The 17,888-nt window shown below is 41.0% G+C and carries 16 protein-coding genes and 2 pseudogenes; 9 read left to right on the forward strand and 9 right to left on the reverse strand.

Annotation, left to right across the window (positions count from 1 at the left end):
* Positions 1–76 precede the first annotated feature (76 nt).
* The 3 genes from efeB to QFZ73_RS09995 all read right to left on the reverse strand — a co-directional run bounded on the left by efeB (position 77) and on the right by QFZ73_RS09995 (position 2,879).
* Positions 77–1,363 (reverse strand): iron uptake transporter deferrochelatase/peroxidase subunit, encoded by a 1,287-nt coding sequence (gene efeB / locus QFZ73_RS09985; RefSeq protein ID WP_307265785.1) that lies wholly within the window; start codon positions 1,361–1,363, stop codon positions 77–79.
* Positions 1,364–2,209 carry an iron uptake system protein EfeO gene (gene efeO, locus QFZ73_RS09990; protein ID WP_251435976.1) on the reverse strand — a complete coding sequence of 282 codons (846 nt, stop codon included), beginning with the start codon at positions 2,207–2,209 and terminating at the stop codon, positions 1,364–1,366.
* Between the two features lie 190 nt (positions 2,210–2,399).
* Complete coding sequence (locus QFZ73_RS09995; protein ID WP_307265789.1) at positions 2,400–2,879, reverse strand: MarR family winged helix-turn-helix transcriptional regulator; 480 nt, start codon at positions 2,877–2,879, stop codon at positions 2,400–2,402.
* Between the two features lie 129 nt (positions 2,880–3,008).
* Here QFZ73_RS09995 and QFZ73_RS10000 point away from each other — a divergent pair, with 129 nt between their 5' ends.
* Positions 3,009–4,523: an MDR family MFS transporter gene (locus QFZ73_RS10000; RefSeq protein ID WP_251435971.1), complete on the forward strand. Its 1,515-nt coding sequence runs from the start codon at positions 3,009–3,011 to the stop codon at positions 4,521–4,523.
* A gap of 132 nt (positions 4,524–4,655) precedes the next feature.
* Positions 4,656–5,357 (forward strand): SGNH/GDSL hydrolase family protein, encoded by a 702-nt coding sequence (locus QFZ73_RS10005; protein WP_307265792.1) that lies wholly within the window; start codon positions 4,656–4,658, stop codon positions 5,355–5,357.
* A gap of 41 nt (positions 5,358–5,398) precedes the next feature.
* Here QFZ73_RS10005 and def read toward each other — a convergent pair whose 3' ends face one another.
* A complete protein-coding gene (gene def, locus QFZ73_RS10010; RefSeq protein WP_061461156.1) occupies positions 5,399–5,977 on the reverse strand; it encodes a peptide deformylase in 579 nt (192 codons plus the stop codon).
* A 236-nt stretch (positions 5,978–6,213) separates the two neighbouring features.
* Here def and QFZ73_RS10015 point away from each other — a divergent pair, with 236 nt between their 5' ends.
* Entirely contained in the window at positions 6,214–7,947 is a 1,734-nt protein-coding gene (locus QFZ73_RS10015) for an AAA family ATPase (RefSeq protein WP_307265794.1), read from the forward strand.
* Positions 7,948–8,104: 157 nt separating this feature from the next.
* Here QFZ73_RS10015 and QFZ73_RS10020 read toward each other — a convergent pair whose 3' ends face one another.
* Complete coding sequence (locus QFZ73_RS10020; protein WP_307265796.1) at positions 8,105–8,374, reverse strand: hypothetical protein; 270 nt, start codon at positions 8,372–8,374, stop codon at positions 8,105–8,107.
* A 151-nt stretch (positions 8,375–8,525) separates the two neighbouring features.
* Positions 8,526–10,437, reverse strand: a pseudogene (nagE, locus tag QFZ73_RS10025) (N-acetylglucosamine-specific PTS transporter subunit IIBC).
* Between the two features lie 308 nt (positions 10,438–10,745).
* Between nagE and nagA the strand changes: the two are divergent.
* The 4 genes from nagA to QFZ73_RS10045 all read left to right on the forward strand — a co-directional run bounded on the left by nagA (position 10,746) and on the right by QFZ73_RS10045 (position 14,183).
* Complete coding sequence (nagA, locus tag QFZ73_RS10030) at positions 10,746–11,924, forward strand: N-acetylglucosamine-6-phosphate deacetylase (protein WP_307265797.1); 1,179 nt, start codon at positions 10,746–10,748, stop codon at positions 11,922–11,924.
* Entirely contained in the window at positions 11,924–12,658 is a 735-nt protein-coding gene (gene nagB, locus QFZ73_RS10035; protein ID WP_251435957.1) for a glucosamine-6-phosphate deaminase, read from the forward strand. Before nagA ends, nagB begins: the two co-directional genes overlap by 1 nt.
* Positions 12,659–12,673: 15 nt before the next feature.
* Complete coding sequence (locus tag QFZ73_RS10040; protein WP_307265800.1) at positions 12,674–13,396, forward strand: GntR family transcriptional regulator; 723 nt, start codon at positions 12,674–12,676, stop codon at positions 13,394–13,396.
* Between the two features lie 64 nt (positions 13,397–13,460).
* Complete coding sequence (locus QFZ73_RS10045; RefSeq protein ID WP_307265802.1) at positions 13,461–14,183, forward strand: SIS domain-containing protein; 723 nt, start codon at positions 13,461–13,463, stop codon at positions 14,181–14,183.
* Positions 14,184–14,335: 152 nt separating this feature from the next.
* Here the strand turns inward: QFZ73_RS10045 and QFZ73_RS10050 are convergent.
* Positions 14,336–14,657, reverse strand: a pseudogene (locus tag QFZ73_RS10050) (MMPL family transporter); the annotation flags it as partial.
* Between the two features lie 170 nt (positions 14,658–14,827).
* Here QFZ73_RS10050 and QFZ73_RS10055 point away from each other — a divergent pair.
* Positions 14,828–16,161, forward strand: a protein-coding gene (locus QFZ73_RS10055; RefSeq protein WP_373458926.1) for an IS3 family transposase whose coding sequence is annotated in 2 segments (ribosomal slippage) — positions 14,828–15,212 and positions 15,212–16,161 — 1,335 coding nt in all. Because the reading frame shifts where the segments join, the coding sequence is not laid out codon by codon here.
* 217 nt (positions 16,162–16,378) lie between these two features.
* Here the strand turns inward: QFZ73_RS10055 and QFZ73_RS10060 are convergent.
* Both QFZ73_RS10060 and QFZ73_RS10065 read right to left on the reverse strand, forming a co-directional pair.
* Entirely contained in the window at positions 16,379–16,693 is a 315-nt protein-coding gene (locus tag QFZ73_RS10060; RefSeq protein ID WP_307265804.1) for a hypothetical protein, read from the reverse strand.
* The gene (locus tag QFZ73_RS10065) at positions 16,694–17,158 is read right to left on the reverse strand and encodes a MarR family winged helix-turn-helix transcriptional regulator (RefSeq protein WP_307265808.1); all 465 of its coding nucleotides are present in this window, start codon (positions 17,156–17,158) and stop codon (positions 16,694–16,696) included.
* 169 nt (positions 17,159–17,327) lie between these two features.
* Here QFZ73_RS10065 and QFZ73_RS10070 point away from each other — a divergent pair, with 169 nt between their 5' ends.
* Positions 17,328–17,852 carry a YtxH domain-containing protein gene (locus tag QFZ73_RS10070; RefSeq protein WP_251435946.1) on the forward strand — a complete coding sequence of 175 codons (525 nt, stop codon included), beginning with the start codon at positions 17,328–17,330 and terminating at the stop codon, positions 17,850–17,852.
* Positions 17,853–17,888 lie beyond the last annotated feature (36 nt).

Raw genomic sequence — 17,888 nt, forward strand, 5'->3', positions numbered from 1 at the left:
CCTTATTCATGAACTAAAATCGCCAACCGGATAATATCCATGCTGGCGATTTTCACGTCCTCATTTAAAATTATATTTATCCAAAAAGTGAATCCCCAATATAGCCACCCTTTTTCACACCTGGTAAACAAGCGAACATGGCACTGCCCCTGTGAACGATATATTCGTTGAGCTTATCATTTTTCGCTAGTCGCTCTTGTATAGGAACGAATTGTTTACTTGGATTTCGCTGAAAACAAATGAATAGCAAGCCGGCATTGAAGCTCCCTGTTTTAGGATCCATTCCATCTGCATATGAATAGGGACGCCGCAATATCTTTGCTTTTCCGTCCCCCCTGGAGAGACTCATATGCGAATCTTCTGGAATGATCCGGTTTCCATTTGGATCTTTAGCTTTGAGATCCACGGTATCGAACTCATTCTTCATCCCTAGTGGAGCTCCACTGTCACGATGACGGCCAAACGTATTTTCTTGTTCTTTCAATATTGTCCGGTCCCAAACCTCAATGTACATCTGGATTCGGCGCACCACCATATAACTGCCTCCAACAAGCCAGTCAGGGCCGTCCTCTGCCTTCACCCAAACATGCTCATTCATTTCCTTGTTTTCATTCGTATCCGGATTGACCGTCCCATCCTTAAACCCGAATAAGTTCCGCGGAGTCGTTTTTTGTGAATCGGCTTGCTTAGTCCGTTGAAAACCTGTTTGTGCCCAATGAATGATCGTTTTCCCTCTTCCGATCCTCACTAAGTTCCGGACGGCATGAAAAGCCACTTGAAGATCATCTGCACATGCTTGGATACAAATATCCCCACCGCTCCATTCATCTTCTAACGCATCTAAAGGGAATTTGGGCAGGTCCTTTAATTCAGCAGGCCTTTTCGATTTCAAACCAAATCGATCTTTGCCATCCTTCGAAAACAGGGTCGGACCCACTCCAAAAGTGATCGTTAAATTGGAAGGTGATAATTCTTTCGCCTCCCCTGTATCCTTAGGGGGCATATTAGTATTAAGTGAAGCTTCACCAATCAATTTCCCTGCTGTCATCTGTGATGCAGCCTCTGTCCAATCCTTAAATAACTGGATTAAATCGGACCTTTTATCTGTGGTTACTTCCAATGATGCGAAGTAAAGGTTATCTTGCGCTTCAGTGGTTATACCGGCTTGATGCTCTCCATAAAAAGGAACAATATCCTTAGTTTGTCCCTTTGCCCTTTGTTCAGAAAGTGTCAGCATCCCTCCAAATCCAGATGCTCCTATCACGACTCCGATTCCACCGACTCCTGCCGTTTTCAACATATTTCGACGACTCACTTTTTTTGTAAAAAGCCCAGTTTCATCTTTCGGCGTATGTTCTTTCAATTAAGATTCCTCCGTTACAATCCCTATTTGCGAAAGTGGTTCAGCTAAAGCATCTATTGCTTGACTTAACTCTTTGACTTCAGATTCCTTTAAATCCGTATATGAGATGTAGCCATTCCCTTCCTTATGCTTTTCAAGCAAGCCGTATACATCGTCAAAACGTTGTTGGATTTCCGCAGCAAGCTTCGCATCCTTTTCTTTTAGCGCTGGAGTAAGCAGTTCATAGATCTTCTCTGCACCTTCAACATTTGCCACGAAATCATATAAATCGGTATGTGAGTATCGGTCCTCTTCTCCTGTCACTTTACTCGTGGAAACTTCATTCAATAAATCCACCGCACCCGTGATCAACAAATCGGGTGTTACCTCAACCGTTTCAACTTTGGCTCGAAGCAAATTGACGTCACTCATTAATTGATCTGCATACTTTTCGTATCCCTTCGTTGTATTTTCGTTCCATAACCCCATTTCAATCCGGTGGTAACCGCCCCATTCTGCATCTTTGACATCCCCTTCACGCGCATCGATTTTGGGATCAAGATCTCCAAATACTTCAGCGATGGGTTCCGCTCTCTCATAATGCATGCGGGCTGGTGCGTATAATTCCTTCGCTTTTTCAATATCACCGGCAGATACGGCCGCAGTGAAATCTTCCGTTGCGTCTACAAACTCTTCTATTTCACCAATCGCATATTCCCGGTACTCGCTGGATATATCATCAAGCTTACTAGCACTTGCCTCTTTGGCATTATCATCTGCCGGCTTAGTTCCTTCCTTTTCCTGCGTACAGCCAAATAATAGACTGGTTGATAGTAAGACCGCTAACGACGCCTTTGCTTTCTTCATAATGTATTCTCCCTTTGAAATGATTTGTAGATTCATATTATCAGATAATGAAAATCATTATCAATATATATTTTAATGGAAATGTGACATTATTCATTCTCTTTAAATAAAAACGACTCAATCCCTTTTGCTTTCGTAGGATAAGGAGCTGCCAGCTGGCTAAAAATAAAAAAGGCGGCCTTCATATCGGCTACCTTTCACGCTCACTCATTAACTTGTCATTTTCTTTGTCCATGATTTTTGTAATATCCTCAACAAATTGATTGATCAATATTAGTTCTTGCTCATTATAAGCGGAGCATAAATCTTTTGTGGCCATAGAGAGCGATTTATAGTGCGACTTAATCTGTTCCTGTCTTTTGGGTATCGGAGCGATCATTACCCGTCTTCCGTCCAATTGATCTCGTTCTCTTTTAACATAACCGGATTTCTCAAGGCGATTGATCAGTGCAGTAACCGAGCCCGTGCTCAATCCTGTAATTTTGGATAATTCACCAGCGGTTATCGGTCCTGTTTCATTCAATATTTCAGCACTCTTTAAGTCTGTTTGGGATACCCCTATTTTTTGGGCCATATTTTGTTGAAATAAAACGGATCTCATTCCATACCGCTGCAAACTGCGTGTTAAACTCTCTAACAGAGCTGCATTCACCCTATTATCGCTTGACATAAAATGCCACCCCTTTTACACTTAAATTTATCTTGATTTTCGAGATAAATGTTTTGTTTCATCTTAACGTTTACCCTTCAACCATGTAAAGGAAATTCATGAGTTGGTTGATACGAAGGAGGAAAATAAATGAACGTTCAAAAAAAACAAAAATTCATTGTTGCCGGTTTACTACTGGGTATCTTGATGTCAGCAATGGATAATACGATTGTTGCGACTGCAATGGGAACGATCGTTTCTGATTTAGGCGGATTTGATAAGTTTGTGTGGGTGACATCTGCCTATATGGTCGCCACGATGGCAAGTATGCCTATATTCGGTAAGCTTTCCGATATGTATGGAAGAAAGAGGTTTTTTATTTTTGGACTTATAGTCTTTTTGATCGGTTCAGCATTATGTGGCATGGCTCAGAGCATAGTGCAGTTAAGTATCTTCCGTGCAATCCAAGGGATAGGCGGAGGCGCTTTGATGCCTATAGCCTTTACAATCATTTTTGATATTTTCCCACCTGAAAAACGCGGAAAATTAACTGGCCTTTTCGGTGCTGTATTTGGGGCATCAAGCGTATTGGGACCACTTTTAGGTGCTTATATTACTGAATACTCCAGCTGGCACTGGATTTTCTACGTCAATGTTCCGATTGGGATCATTTCTTTATTTTTCATCTGGAATTATTACAAGGAGTCACCCAACACCCAAGAGCAAAAAATTGATTGGGGTGGCGCAGCAACTCTCGTCATTGCCGTCATCAGCTTAATGTTCGCTCTCGAACTGGGCGGCGAGTATGGTTGGAGTTCCTCTCCTATCATAGGTCTGTTTGCCAGTTTTGTGGTTTTCTTCGTTTCATTTTTCTTTTTCGAAAAAAGAGCAAAAGATCCAATCATTTCATTATGGCTGTTTAAAAGGCGATTATTTGCCACTTCTCAGATCTTAGCCATTCTTTATGGCGGTACATTCATTATTTTAACCGTCTATATCCCGATTTTCGTGCAGGCAGTTTACGGTGGTTCCGCAACAAATGCCGGATTGATCCTCACTCCCATGATGCTTGGTTCTGTATTCGGCAGTGCAGTTGGCGGGATATTCAATACTAAGACAAGCTTTCGCAACTTAATGACGATTTCCGTCATCTGTTATTTTGCAGGAATGCTTCTATTAGGGACCATCACCCCTGATACCAGCAGGACTTTATTAACTTTGTACATGATCCTGACTGGATTTGGCATGGGCTTTTCCTTCTCCCTTTTGCCTATTGCGTCCATTCACAACTTGGAACCTAGATTCCGGGGGTCGGCCAACTCAACAAACTCATTCCTCCGTTCTTTTGGGATGACACTCGGTGTAACGATTTATGGAGCGATTCAAACCAATGTATTCACAAATAAAATGACTGATGCATTTAAAGGAATGCAAGGAAGTCCGGATACAGCCGGATTGATGGAGGACCCACGTCAGCTCTTCCAATCGGACGCACGTGCGGAGATTCCGGACTTTATCCTGGATAAAATCGTTCATGCGATGTCCGATTCGATTTCATTGATATTCACCTTGGCTCTCATTCCGATCGGTCTTGCAGCAATCACTGTGTTCTTCATGGGAAAAACAAGAGTGGAAACACCTTCAAAAAAGGAATCATTACAATAAATAAAAAGCGGCGCTGCACTTCCAGCGCTTTTTGTTATTTTCATCTCCCTTCTATAAAGGAGGTGAAGATTGCCGAAAAACCATTCCACTACTAAAATATAAGTAACACATTCAAATACGGAGGTGAGAAGTTTGAAGATCGTATGTTTTGGAGACAGTTTAACCAGAGGCATTTCTTATGTTAGGGGGCGCCTTCGCATCATTAAAGAAAATTATCCGAACTCTTTAGCTAAGCTAACAGAATCTTTGCCATTCGTGGAGGTTTTGAATAAAGGGGTTTTCAATGACAACTCCGACCTGTTGGTTAGCCGGATCGAGAAAGACGTCATGTCGGAAAACCCCGATATCGTATTAATAGAGGTCGGTGGAAACGACTGTAACTTCCATTGGGACGAAGTAGCCAAGAATCCAGAAGGTGACCATGAGCCTATCGTTCCAATCGAACGCTACCTGGAAAATATCACACAACTTGTCAAGCAGGTTCAGGACAAGCATGTAACACCTTTCCTTTTAACTCTCCCGCCACTTGATCCTGCCAGGTATTACAGATCCATCGCTGAAAAGTTCGGTCATTCAATCGGGCACTTCGTTTCCCATGTCGGTGGTATTGAACATTGGCATGGGATGTATAATCGCCAATTGAAAAACCTTGCAGAGGAACTGAAGGTGCCATTGATCGATGTCCGTTCCTATATCAAATCAGCCGGTGACTTGGATCACTTGATTAGCGATGATGGCATCCACCTCACTTCAGAAGGGTACCAGCAAATGAGCCTGGCCATATTCAGTGATTTGCGGAAGCATATGGAGGAGGATGTGCTTCCTCAGCCATAAAACAGTAGAAAGGCAAAGCATGGCGCTTTGCCTTTCTGGACTTACAGACTTTTCACTTCCACGTTTTCCGGAAGCTTGAAAGGGTTTTCGGTGTTGATCCGGTCATAAAACATCATCCCGTTTAAATGATCTAACTCATGTTGAAACACGATTGCGGCAAAGCCCTTCAGGCGCATCTCTATTTCTTCACCATTACCATCCACCGCTTTGATTTTAACCCGTTCATAACGTGGTACATATCCTTTAATATCACGATCGACAGAAAGGCAACCTTCACTTTGCGGTAAATAGATCATTGTAGCCGAATGACTGATGATTTTCGGATTCACAAGGGCATATTCAAACAGCTTCCCCTTTTCATCGGGAAAATACATGACGAACATGCGTTTATTCAAGCCTATCTGATTTGCAGACAACCCCACTCCTTCGCGTAAGTTATACTTCTTTTGGAGTTTTGGGTCTTGGCTGTTTTTAAGGTATTGCATCATGCATTCCAACGTTTCACGATCTTCATCCGAAATCGGCAGGCTGACTTCATCCGTTACCTGACGCAGAATGGGATCCCCTTCTCTAACGATATCCTTCATCGTAATCATATAGTCTTTTATAAATTTACTCATAGAACTTCACACTCTTCTACCATTTTATTTTTTCATGACTTAGACCATTTCACTTTAGCATTTCACATTTAAAAAGTCTAATATGCTGGTTAGATTAAAAAATCCGGACTCCATTCTTAAAATTTTCATAATTAAATGACATTTTCTTGTATTTAACATTATTTACTTTATTTTAGGCTATGATTACACGTTTAAAAATTTTATACTGAATATATATTGTTAAAGGAGATGAAAAATTGAACTCGAACTCTAAACTAGTTTCGAAATTGCTGCCGTTCCTGACGGTTCTCATTGTGATAATTGCTGGAATCAGTTGGTATGTTGTTACTCAGTCAAAGGATATGGTCATTCCTTTTTCTTCGGTGGAAAAGACGATTAAAGCCCAAAATGGAGCCCTTGTCACTATTGAAGAAAAAAGAAATGGCACTCTTCACATCTCCACACCAGATGGAGAATACGTTTCCAGTATTCCTCCCAACAGTCAAATGATCAATAAACTTGTCGAAACTTATAACGTTCAATATTCTTTTTCATCAACTAATAAATCAGCATTATGGATTTTAGGCGGATTGATGGCGGCTCTCGTCACAACCGGTGTCATTATACAGAAAAAATCAAAGGGCGGATTGCGGATCGGCAGTAAAAAGCAAAGCCTTTCCACCCCAAAGCCTCTGCCAGAGATAACTTTGGATGATGTAGGCGGTTTGCAATCCGAAATCAAACAGGAAATCCTACAGACACTCACTACACTAAAGGAACCTGAACGTTCAGCTAAAATTGGAATTAAGCCGCCTCAAGGCATTTTATTATACGGCCCCCCTGGAACGGGGAAAACGCTGCTTGCACAGGCAATCGCAAAAGAGCTTGGTGCAAACTTCTTCTCAACGAGCGGTTCAGCCTTCAACGAAATGTTTGTTGGGGTCGGTGCAGCCCGTGTCCGCAGCCTTTTCCAAAATGCACGTAAGCAATCTCCAGCTGTCATTTTCATCGATGAGGTGGACGCGTTGGCTGGTAAAAGGAAAGCTCATGGCGGTGAAGAAGGCGAAAAAACGTTAACTGAACTGCTTGTGCAATTGGATGGAGGCCATCCAAATGAAGGCATTTTATTCATAGCAGCGACCAACCGGAAAGATATGCTCGATGAGGCATTTCTACGTCCGGGCAGGATCGATTTTTCTTTCCAGGTTCCACTTCCAGATACACAGGGAAGAAAGGAAATCATCGATATCCATACGAAGGGAAAGCGTCTGGCGACAGATGTCCTGGCTTCCCTGGATGAGTTGGCTGAAAGTACATCCGGTTTCTCCGGCGCTGACTTAAGCTCCCTGTTCGATACTGCCTCGCGGCATGCCCTGAGGAATGAACAGGATATGATTCGTAAACAGGATCTTGATTACGCCATTGACCGTACGATACTTGGAGCGACATCGCGTACCTTGAATGATGCGGATACGAAGCGGCGTGTGGCCATTCATGAAAGTGGACATGCCCTGATTGCAGCTTTGACAAAGCCCGGTTCCGTTCGAAAGGCGACCATCATTCCGCGTGGGGAAGCCCTTGGATATGTAGCTCCAATACCAAAAGAACTCCATCTGGCAACAGCCAGTGAATTGCTTGATCAAGTCAAAATGATCTTAGCGGGTGGCGTGGCGGAAAGAATGTATTTAGGAGAACATAGCATCGGTGTAGGCGGAGATGTACAACAGGCGAAACATCTCCTTGAACAAATGGTCGATACCGGAATGCTTCAAGATGGATTTACCCTCACCTTTAATAAAGGTGAAAAGGAGCAAAAGATGCAGGAATTATTCACGAAAGCGATTCAGGAAACGGAAATGTTGATTGACTCGAATCGCATACAGTATGAAGAGCTCGTTGAAGAGTTATTGAAAAAAGAGACACTCGAGGGAACGGAAGTTCAGCGTATCGTCGATGCATCAGAAATAACCGGCATATGCTCGAATGCATAACACTCTTTTTCTCTGAGTCATAAGACCTAATATCAGAGCCTGTTTCCAATCGAACAGGCTCTTTTTTATATATGGTAGTGAGCCGCAAAGCCAATCTTTAATTTACTTAGGCCCTTTACTGCTGGAAAATGAAAAGGAGGTCACTTACAAATCACGGTTATCCGCTTCTGACCTGTTTTACATTAAGGGATTTAGCCATTTGCTGTTTCGGTATCTCCGCCTTAAAATTATCCTTTTTCAAACGCATCGCAAATAATAGGGCTATGACGAGCAAAGCCACAGAACCGAGGAGAGCAAATTGATAGGATGTTAAATTAACATGCTTCTCCCCATTCGTTCCCATCGGGCCAGTGCCCACTGTCCCCAGAATGCTGGCTAGGATGGCTACACCAATGGCAGAGCCAATCCGGTTTTGGACATTGAACAATGTGGCAGACAGTCCGCGGAAAAGGCGCGGATTTCAAAAATCAACTGGAACTTCTTTCAAAGAAAAAAACTGCAGGCACACTCGCTTTTCTTCGAGTTTGTCTACAGTCTGAAGGGATGTCGACTAGTCGACGTCCCTTTTTTTTACAAATTTATAGTTTTTCCAACTGGATGATATCTGGCGTATTTTGTTTCTGGATCCCTGACTTTTGCAATTTCACTGCCGTTCCTTCAGGTAAGTTAGTGAATATAATAGGAGTGACCGTTGATGGTGCATTCCGTTTTATGAACTCTAAATCAATTTCCAAAAGAGGTGTTCCTTTTGTTATTCTTTGTCCTTCTTGCACAAGAGATGTAAACCCTTCTCCATTTAATTTAACTGTATCTAAGCCAACATGGATCAGAATTTCCAGACCATTATCCATTTTCAATCCCAGTGCATGATTTGTCGGGAAGATACTTAGAACTTCCCCATCGATTGGGGATACTAGTTTTCCGTCGACTGGCTCGATAGCAAAGCCATCCCCCATCATTTTCATAGCAAACACTTGATCGGGAACTTGTTCTATCGGTAAAACGTTTCCTTCAATTGGAAGGACAAAGTCATTAGCACCCAAAGCTTGGTTTTCTTCCATTCTATCCTCTGCCACTTGTGCAGATGGACTTGTTTTCACTTGGCTTGGGTCGACGCCATTCTTGACAAGTTGTTTCATCGCATTTGCAACGAATTCAACATTCGTTCCAACAATGACCTGCACACTCGATTTATTCAACTTCATGACACCGCGCGCACCATGCCGTTTTAAGGCGGCTTCATTCACATTTCCTGAATCGGCCACTTGTAAACGCAAGCGTGTTGCACAGTTATCAATAAGCTTTATATTTTCTTTACCGCCAAGGTCTTGAATGAAAAGCGATCCCATATCGGTATATTTATCCCCTGTTTTCACAATAGCTTCTTCTTCCGCATCTTCCTCATCGTCTTCACGGCCAGGAGTTTTTAAATCCATGATCTTGATGACAAAATAGAAAATCACGAAGTAAACTGCCGCGTATACCAATCCAATCGGTATTAACCATAGCGGTTTTTGCGCGATACCAAAGTTCAGGAAGTAATCTATGGCTCCTGCGGAGAATCCAAAACCATGATGGATATCCAATATAACGGCAAGTGCCAGAGAGACCCCGGTTAAAAGGGCATGTATTACATATAACACCGGTGCGATGAACATGAACAGAAATTCAATCGGTTCAGTGATTCCTGTAAGGAAAGAAGTGAAAGCTAACCCAACAAGCATCCCCGTCACCAATTTACGTTTTTCTTTCTTAGCAGCTGCAATCATCGCTAATGCTGCAGCTGGAAGGCCGAACATCATGATCGGGAAAAAGCCGGTCATGAAGGGCCCAGCAGTCGGGTCCCCTGCGAAGAAACGATTTATATCACCTGTCGCTCCATTGTATTCACCAAAAACGAACCAAACCATACTATTCAAGACATGATGCAATCCTACTGGAAGCAATAAGCGGTTCAATACGCCAAATACGCCGGCACCCAATGCCCCTGCACCTGTAATCCAGTCTCCGATGTTATTAATAACATCTTGAATCGGCGGCCAAACAAAACCGAATATTCCCGCAAGTATAATCATCGCAAGTGATGTGATGATCGGAACGAATCGTTTACCTGAAAAGAATCCAAGCCATTCAGGGAGTCTTATGTCAGAGTATCTATTATATAGAAGAGCGGCAACTATACCAGATATAATACCGCCTAATACTGCCATATCGATATCTTTATTAATTGCTTGTGTACCATTCGTTAAAACAAAATAACCAACAAGACCAGCTAATGCCGCAGCACCGCTTCCATCTTTGGATAAACCAATCGCTATACCTAAAGCGAACAATATGGCAAGATTATCAAAAATCGCTTTTCCCGAGGCAGCCATAAATGCAATATCAAGTAAATCCGGTTGCCCTAAACGAAGCAATAAAAGCCGCTGCTGGCAAAACGGCAATCGGTAACATTAAAGCTTTCCCAATCTTTTGTAAAAAATTCAACATCGAACTCATCTCCCTTGTTCCTAACTTCTTTTAATTCAGCAGAACGAAAAGACGTATAAAGCGTTTTCATTTTATCAATATATTAACTTTCTTTGGCTTATACTAGCACAGAAATTATATAGATGTCTATACCAATTTACCTGAAAATATACTATATTCATTGAAAACAAAGCAAATATGGCTTTTTTATTCCTTATTCGCCCCAACTGGTCTAGACAACTTTTGATAAAAACGATAAAATGAGGACAAAATATATAAGACAATCATGACTCATTCATTAAGTTTTACTTTCATAAAGGAGATTATGTATGAAAACATTCATTATTAATAATCTAATAGTTCATGGCGAAAAGGAAACATACAAAAATGGGTATATTAAAGTCGTGGATGGAAAAATTGCCGAAGTTGGTCCAGTCAGCCAATACAAACAGGACGATGATGCCAAGGTAATTACTCTTTCACCGGATTATCATGCACTTCCCGGTGCCATCGACATTCATATTCACGGAGCATCCAATTCCGATGCAATGGATGCCACACAGGAAGCATTATCCACAATGGCGGAGACTCTTCCCAAAGAAGGAACCACCAGCTTTCTGGCCACTACAATGACTCAATCTACCGATGCCATTGAATCAGCACTTCTTAATGCTGGTAAATATATCGAAAATCAAACTCAAGAACACGCTGAAATAGTTGGGATTCATTTAGAAGGTCCTTTCATTTCACCTGCCCGTAAAGGAGCACAGCCTGAGGAGTATATCGTTGATCCTGATGTCACTCTATTCAAAAAGTGGCAGGAAATGTCCAAAAATCAAATCAAGCTTGTAACGCTTGCTCCTGAACAACCAAACGGATTAGACCTTGCCGCTCACTTAAGGGGAACTGGCGTCGTTGCTTCCATTGGACATTCAGATGCAACATATGACCAAATAGATGAAGCTATCCAGGCAGGGACTACCCACGTTACACATCTTTATAATGGGATGCGGGGACTCCATCACCGCGAACCTGGTGTTTTGGGAGCTGCTTATCTTCGAGACGAGCTATATGTTGAACTTATTGCTGACGGCATTCACTGCAGGCCGGAAATGGTGAAGCTGGCATATAACCAGATTACCAGTGAACGCATGATCTTGATAACGGACTCGCTTCGTGCCAAATGGCTTGATAAGGGAATCTATGATTTAGGTGGTCAGCCTGTGTATGTTAACGAAACGAAAGCAACGCTTTCAAACGGTACACTGGCAGGCAGTATATTGAAAATGAATGATGCCATCAAGAACACAATGGAATATACCGATTGTTCCATGACAGACATTATAAAAATGACGGCAGAAAACCCTGCCAAACAGCTTCGGATTTTTGACAGAAAAGGAAGCATCCAAGTCGGCAAAGACGCCGATCTTGTAATATTGAATGACCGTTTGGACGTTGAAATGACGTTCTGCAGAGGAAATTTAGCTTTTAAAAAGGAGAATGTATAATGAATATCATACAAGTGCAGGACTACATGGAAATGAGCCGGACAGCTGCAGAAATAGTGATCGGAAAAGTCAAAGGAAATCCAAATATCAAATTGGGCCTTGCAACAGGCGGTACCCCTAAAGGAATGTACGATATTTTGATTGAAGATCACGTGCTTAACCATACTTCTTATGAAAATGTAACGTCTTTTAATCTTGATGAGTATATCGGATTAAAACCAAATGATCCAAACAGTTACCATTATTATATGGAAGACTCCTTATTCACTCACATCAATATAAATAAAGAGCGCACTCACCTACCTAATGGCACAGCCGATGACACCAACGGAGAATGTAAACGGTATGACGAAATGATTGATTCCGTGGGAGGGATCGATCTTCAGATACTTGGTATTGGGCAAAATGGCCATATTGGTTTTAATGAACCTGGAACTTCCTTCACATCCGGTACACATGTCGTGACACTTGAAGATTCAACGCGCCAAGCGAATGCTCGTTATTTCGATTCCATGGACGAAGTTCCTACACATGCCGTTACGATGGGCATTTCAACAATCATGAAAAGCAAAGAAATTCTGCTGCTGATATCTGGTGAAGAAAAAGCCGAAACCTTGAAGAAATTGATACACGGTGACATTTCCGAGGAATTCCCTGCATCTATCCTAAAAAAACATAATAATGTTACAATTATCGCAGACCAAAAAGCGTTATCCGTAGTGATAATACCCTAAAAGGAGCGAAAGTCGATGATTGATAAAAACTCACCTCTTCCGATTTATTTTCAAATCGAAGAACAAATAAAAAGACAAATAGAAAACGGTGAGTTCCAAGCGCACGATGCCCTTCCATCTGAACGTGAATATGCCGAACAATTCGGGATTAGCCGGATGACCGTCCGGCAAGCCATAAATAATCTGGTGAATGACGGATACCTATACCGTCAAAAAGGTAGGGGAACCTTTGTTGCCGATAAGAAGTTGGAGCAGCAGCTTAATGGATTGACCAGTTTTACCGAGGACATGAAAGCCAGGGGACTAAATCCAAGCAGTAAGCTGCTGAGCTTTGAAATCATTCCGGCTGATAAGAAAATTGCCAGTGAATTGAACATTTCCCTTTATGCTCCCGTTTATGAAATAAAACGCATTCGGTTGGCTGATGATGTTCCAATGGCGCTCGAGACCGTGTACATGTCTGCCAATTTAATTAAAGGATTAACGGAAGAAATCATTAACCTTTCCCTTTACCAATATGTGGAGAATTACATTAAACTTAAAATAGACTATGCTACACAAACGTTGGAATCATCGATTGCTTCTGAATTAGAAGTCACCCATTTAGCGATTCCAAAGCACTCCCCCATATTATTCATTCAAAGGCATACGTTCCTAATAGATGGAACTCCCCTTGAATATGTTAAATCGGCTTATCGTGCGGACAGGTATAAGTTCACTATCACTATAAGCAGATAAAATTGAATATTTTCTATCACTTTAGTCTTTTAATTGCCAAAGGTAATCGGAGGGTGTCACATATATGAACTCATACTTTGAAGAAGTGCAGGCTTTACTCACAATTGTGGGAGAACAGGAAAAGCAATCAATTAAGGAATCTGTGGAACATATCTCAAAAGCAGTGATGTCAGATGGAATCATCCATCTATTTGGAAGCGGACACTCTCATATTTTAACGGAAGAAGTATTCTACCGGGCAGGTGGGTTAGCCGCAATTCGTCCTATTTTCGTTGAAGATTTGATGCTTTTTAAGGGAGCTTCAAGATCATCCCAACTTGAACGGCAAAATGACCTATCAGAGAAATTCATGCATGATGAGGATATCCGTCCTGGTGATGTCTGTATCGTCATTTCATCATCCGGCGTAAATCCCGTTCCCATAGATGTCGCCGCTATCGCAAAAGAAAAAGGTGCCTTCGTCATTGGACTGACATCACCGGAGTATGCAAAAAGTTGTCATTCACGGCATAAACAGAAGCATTATCTCCATGATGTCGTTGATTTGGTCATAGACAATCATATTGGTAAAGGTGACACATTACTGAAATCCAATAATATTTCTTTTGGTTCTGGATCGACCGTGGTCGGGGCCGTACTCCTCAATATGATTTTCACGCAAGTAATCCAAACGATCATTGAATCAGGGGAGACCCCTCCCGTATTCCTAAGCAGTAATATCGAAGGGGCAGATGAACACAATCAAAAGATCATCACGAAATATAAAACAAGAATCCCCCAATTATGAATCGGTTTAGCCAAAAAGGAATACTAGGAATACATAAGATTTTATGTTCTTCTTAAAGCAGTCACGATGAAATACCAAAGAAGGCATCCATGCGGATGCCTTCTTTAGTTTAAGGGTACTCCCTTTTATTCCTTATTTTTCAAAAACGGCCATCAATTCGCGTTTCCGAACGTCGCAACCATCACCGGAATAAACAATGGCAATATGACAACCGCATATAAAGCAAGCCCCACCAATATTAAAGTGGCTATTTTCAAAAGCGATAAAACTCCTGCTGGCATCATGGCAGCAAAGGTTCCGCCGAGATGATTACCGTTCCCATTTTTCTCATGGACAGTAACATCCCTTCCTTGACCGGTTTATCTTTCCACTCGTTAAAGCGATCTATCAAGAAAATGCTATAGTTATGCCAAGAGCAATCAAGATGACGAAAGCAAAGAAAGGAACTGCCCAGCCGATGCCGGCATAACCGAGAATATTACACGATCGGTATTTACTTTTAGTTAATATAATCGCAATTAACGACAAAAAAGGTTGGGGATCTTTTTAAACTGTACCCTATAGAGTAGACACTAAAAAAAGGTCTGCTCTGTAGGGTACTTTTATGTATAATGAAAAAAATGGGAGAATCGGAGAACAATTAAATGCCAAAAAAACTCTTTACTGAGAAAGAAATAGAAATACTATCTAATAATCCATATGTTAAATCTATTAGTTCAAAGGGTGTTACATATACAGACGAATTTAAGAGGATTTTTATAGCTGAAAATGAAAATGGTAAGTTGCCAAGGCAGATTTTCGAGGAGAATGGTTTTAATATTGAAGTCATAGGTATTGTCAGAGTACAAAGGGCAGCCTCCAGATGGCGTACTGCTTATAAAAAATCAGGAGTATTGGGACTTAGGGATACGCGTAGTGATAATTCGGGGAGACCAACTCAGAAGGAGCTTTCTCTAGAAGAAAAGAATGCTAGATTAGAAGCACAAAATCAATTGTTGAGAGCTGAGAATGAGTTACTAAAAAAGTTAGACATGATGGAAAGGGGGATGAAGAAAAACGAGTAAAAGTCTCTGCTGAACAGAGGTTTCTTTTAATACGTTCAGTAATAGAAAAGTATCTACTTAAAAATATGGTGAGTTTCTTATGCGAAATTGCGGGAGTTTCTCGCTCTGGTTTTTATAACTACTTTTCTTCACAAGCTCAGGAAAGAAGAGAGCGAAGAGAAGAAAAAGACTTGATACTTAAAGAAAATATTTTAAATGCTTTTCATTTTAAACGCCGCAAAAAAGGTGCACGCCAGATTAAGATGACGTTAGAAGGACAGTTTCGAGTTACATATAACTTGAAGCGAATCCGAAGGATTATGAGGAAATACAAGATTGTTTGTCCTATTAGAAGAACCAACCCTTATCAGAAGATGTTGAAAGCCACTCAAGAACACACCATTCTGCCGAACTTATTAAACCGAGAGTTTAAACAAGCAATTCCAGGAAAAGTATTACTTACTGATATTACATATTTATATTATGACAATAGACAAAAGGCTTATTTATCCACGATTAAAGATAGTTCAACGAATGAAATACTTGCCTATAATGTGTCTAGCCGAATGACATTAGATTTAGCTACAGATACATTAGTAAAGTTAACGAATAAACGAGTAAAGTTTGCCGAAGGGGCCTTTATTCACTCTGATCAAGGAGTACACTATACTAGTCCCACTTTTCAGAAACACGTAAAAAAACTAGGACTTGGGCAATCCATGTCAAGAAGAGGGAACTGTTGGGATAACGCTCCACTAGAGTCCTTCTTTGGTCATTTCAAAGATGAAGCCTATATTAAACCTTGTAATACTATAGAAGAACTAAAAAAGGAAATAAGAAGTTATATGACGTACTATAACAATTTCAGATATCAATGGAACTTAAAGAAGATGACTCCTGTTCAATACAGAAATCACCTTCTCCAAGTGGCATGACCTTTTTTAAAAATGTCCTTTACATAGGGTACAGTTTATTTAGATGCCCAGCCTTTTTTGTTTCTTTGATCACTTTCCATACTTTTCTAGAAAGTCGACTAATGCTAAATGCAACATCAGACTTATTAATCCTCTCATCTTCACAAAACCCATCTAAACGTTTACCAATGACACGATCAATAACAGAAGCCTTCCTTGTTTTGTAACTTTATGGAAACTAAAGGCTTGATGCAGCCTCTTGCCACGATTTAAGCATGCTTTCAAGCTTTTGGATCGCTATCTCAATCTCTATCAATTCCGAGGAAGACAACTTCTTATCACCATGAAATACGAGAGCCACTTGTGACTCACCCTCATCCTGGATCTCTTTCATTAGCTTATTGGCCATCCCAGAGGAATACTCTGCCGGTACATCCAGCTGTCCCTTATTCCGGACAAGGTCCACCATGTTCGGTGCCGCAAACAATAAACCTGCCGTAATTGCAACCCAAGCGATAATGACCAGCCATCTTCCCTTTATGATCGCCCTCATTTATATTTTCTCCCATTCCTCATTCTTCATTTGAATGAAGATCTGTGAAAGCTTCTCATATGTATCAAGGAATTTAACAATCTCTTCATAATCGAATTTCGTCATGATGCTCTCTACCAATTTATGAATCTTATTTTCCGTTTCCTGTAACAATGCTTCCCCCTCTTTGGAAAGCTTCAAGTGAAACACCCTTCGGTCAACCAGGTCCTGTTCCCGTTCTATCAATCCTTTGCCTTCCAGCCTGTTGATGTTGGACGTGACTGCACTCTTATTAATATAAAAGGCTTCACTGATTTCCGTCGATGTACACAACCGCTGTTGTTGAATGAACCGTAAAGTATAGTATTGTTCGTTCGTCAGCACATCACAAATCTGATCTTTTATTAAAAGCTCCCCCATCTTATTGACATAGAAGGAAACCCTCATATATCGATCAATCAATCCAGAAACTTTTTCATTAGTCATCGTTGTACCTCCCGAAAAGTAGTTCAGTCATTTAACTATATGTATACTACTATTGTTTTATTTATTATGTCAATCCCATGACAGTTTATTATTTCCAGTTTAACTTATGGTAAATAAGGGAAAACCCAAAGTAAGCAAACAATCTACTATTCTAAAGGAGGCAATATAAATGACTCAATCAACTATCGAAACTCAAACGAATAGCAAACTTTTAAAAGGGATTTTAATCGGGGGGCTTGTTGGTGGTGCGTTGACCTTACTTGACTCCAACACAAGAAATAAAGTAAAGCGTTCAGCCGTCCTTTTAAAAGACAACTCCATGAATATGATTGAACAGGCCAAGGAAAATCCCGGCGAAATGAAGGAACAGATGGTGTCAGGAGTCAAAGGGGCAACGGAGACGATTAAAGAGGCAATCAATGACGTTGAAACACTATATGAAACCGTCAATGAAGACGTGGTGGGTAAAGTATCCGAAGTAAAGGATATCTCCACTGATGCCCTTGGTACAGCTAAAGATGCAACAAGTGAATTGAAAGACATCAGTTCAAAAGTGGTTGTTGCCGGTAAACAACTGAAAGAAACACCATCACAATCATTGAAATCCGATAATGATAAAGGGGAAAAAGAGAGTGATGAAATCGTTAAAAAATCAGGATTATCCAATCAAAAATCCATTTCATCCAACTTCTGATATATAAAAAAGCTGAGGCATTACGCCTCAGCTTTC

The organism is Peribacillus sp. V2I11, from assembly GCF_030817135.1.
GTDB lineage: Bacteria > Bacillota > Bacilli > Bacillales > DSM-1321 > Peribacillus > Peribacillus simplex.

Bases quoted from the DNA above. Each gene is read 5' to 3' on its own strand.
- QFZ73_RS10060 (WP_307265804.1), bottom strand. From the start codon at position 16,693: ATGAGGGCGATCATAAAGGGAAGATGGCTGGTCATTATCGCTTGGGTT.
- QFZ73_RS10040 (WP_307265800.1), top strand. From the start codon at position 12,674: ATGATTGATAAAAACTCACCTCTTCCGATTTATTTTCAAATCGAAGAA.
- QFZ73_RS09995 (WP_307265789.1), bottom strand. From the start codon at position 2,879: ATGTCAAGCGATAATAGGGTGAATGCAGCTCTGTTAGAGAGTTTAACA.
- nagB (WP_251435957.1), top strand. From the start codon at position 11,924: ATGAATATCATACAAGTGCAGGACTACATGGAAATGAGCCGGACAGCT.
- nagA (WP_307265797.1), top strand. From the start codon at position 10,746: ATGAAAACATTCATTATTAATAATCTAATAGTTCATGGCGAAAAGGAA.
- QFZ73_RS10000 (WP_251435971.1), top strand. From the start codon at position 3,009: ATGAACGTTCAAAAAAAACAAAAATTCATTGTTGCCGGTTTACTACTG.
- QFZ73_RS10045 (WP_307265802.1), top strand. From the start codon at position 13,461: ATGAACTCATACTTTGAAGAAGTGCAGGCTTTACTCACAATTGTGGGA.
- QFZ73_RS10065 (WP_307265808.1), bottom strand. From the start codon at position 17,158: ATGACTAATGAAAAAGTTTCTGGATTGATTGATCGATATATGAGGGTT.
- efeO (WP_251435976.1), bottom strand. From the start codon at position 2,209: ATGAAGAAAGCAAAGGCGTCGTTAGCGGTCTTACTATCAACCAGTCTA.
- def (WP_061461156.1), bottom strand. From the start codon at position 5,977: ATGAGTAAATTTATAAAAGACTATATGATTACGATGAAGGATATCGTT.
- QFZ73_RS10070 (WP_251435946.1), top strand. From the start codon at position 17,328: ATGACTCAATCAACTATCGAAACTCAAACGAATAGCAAACTTTTAAAA.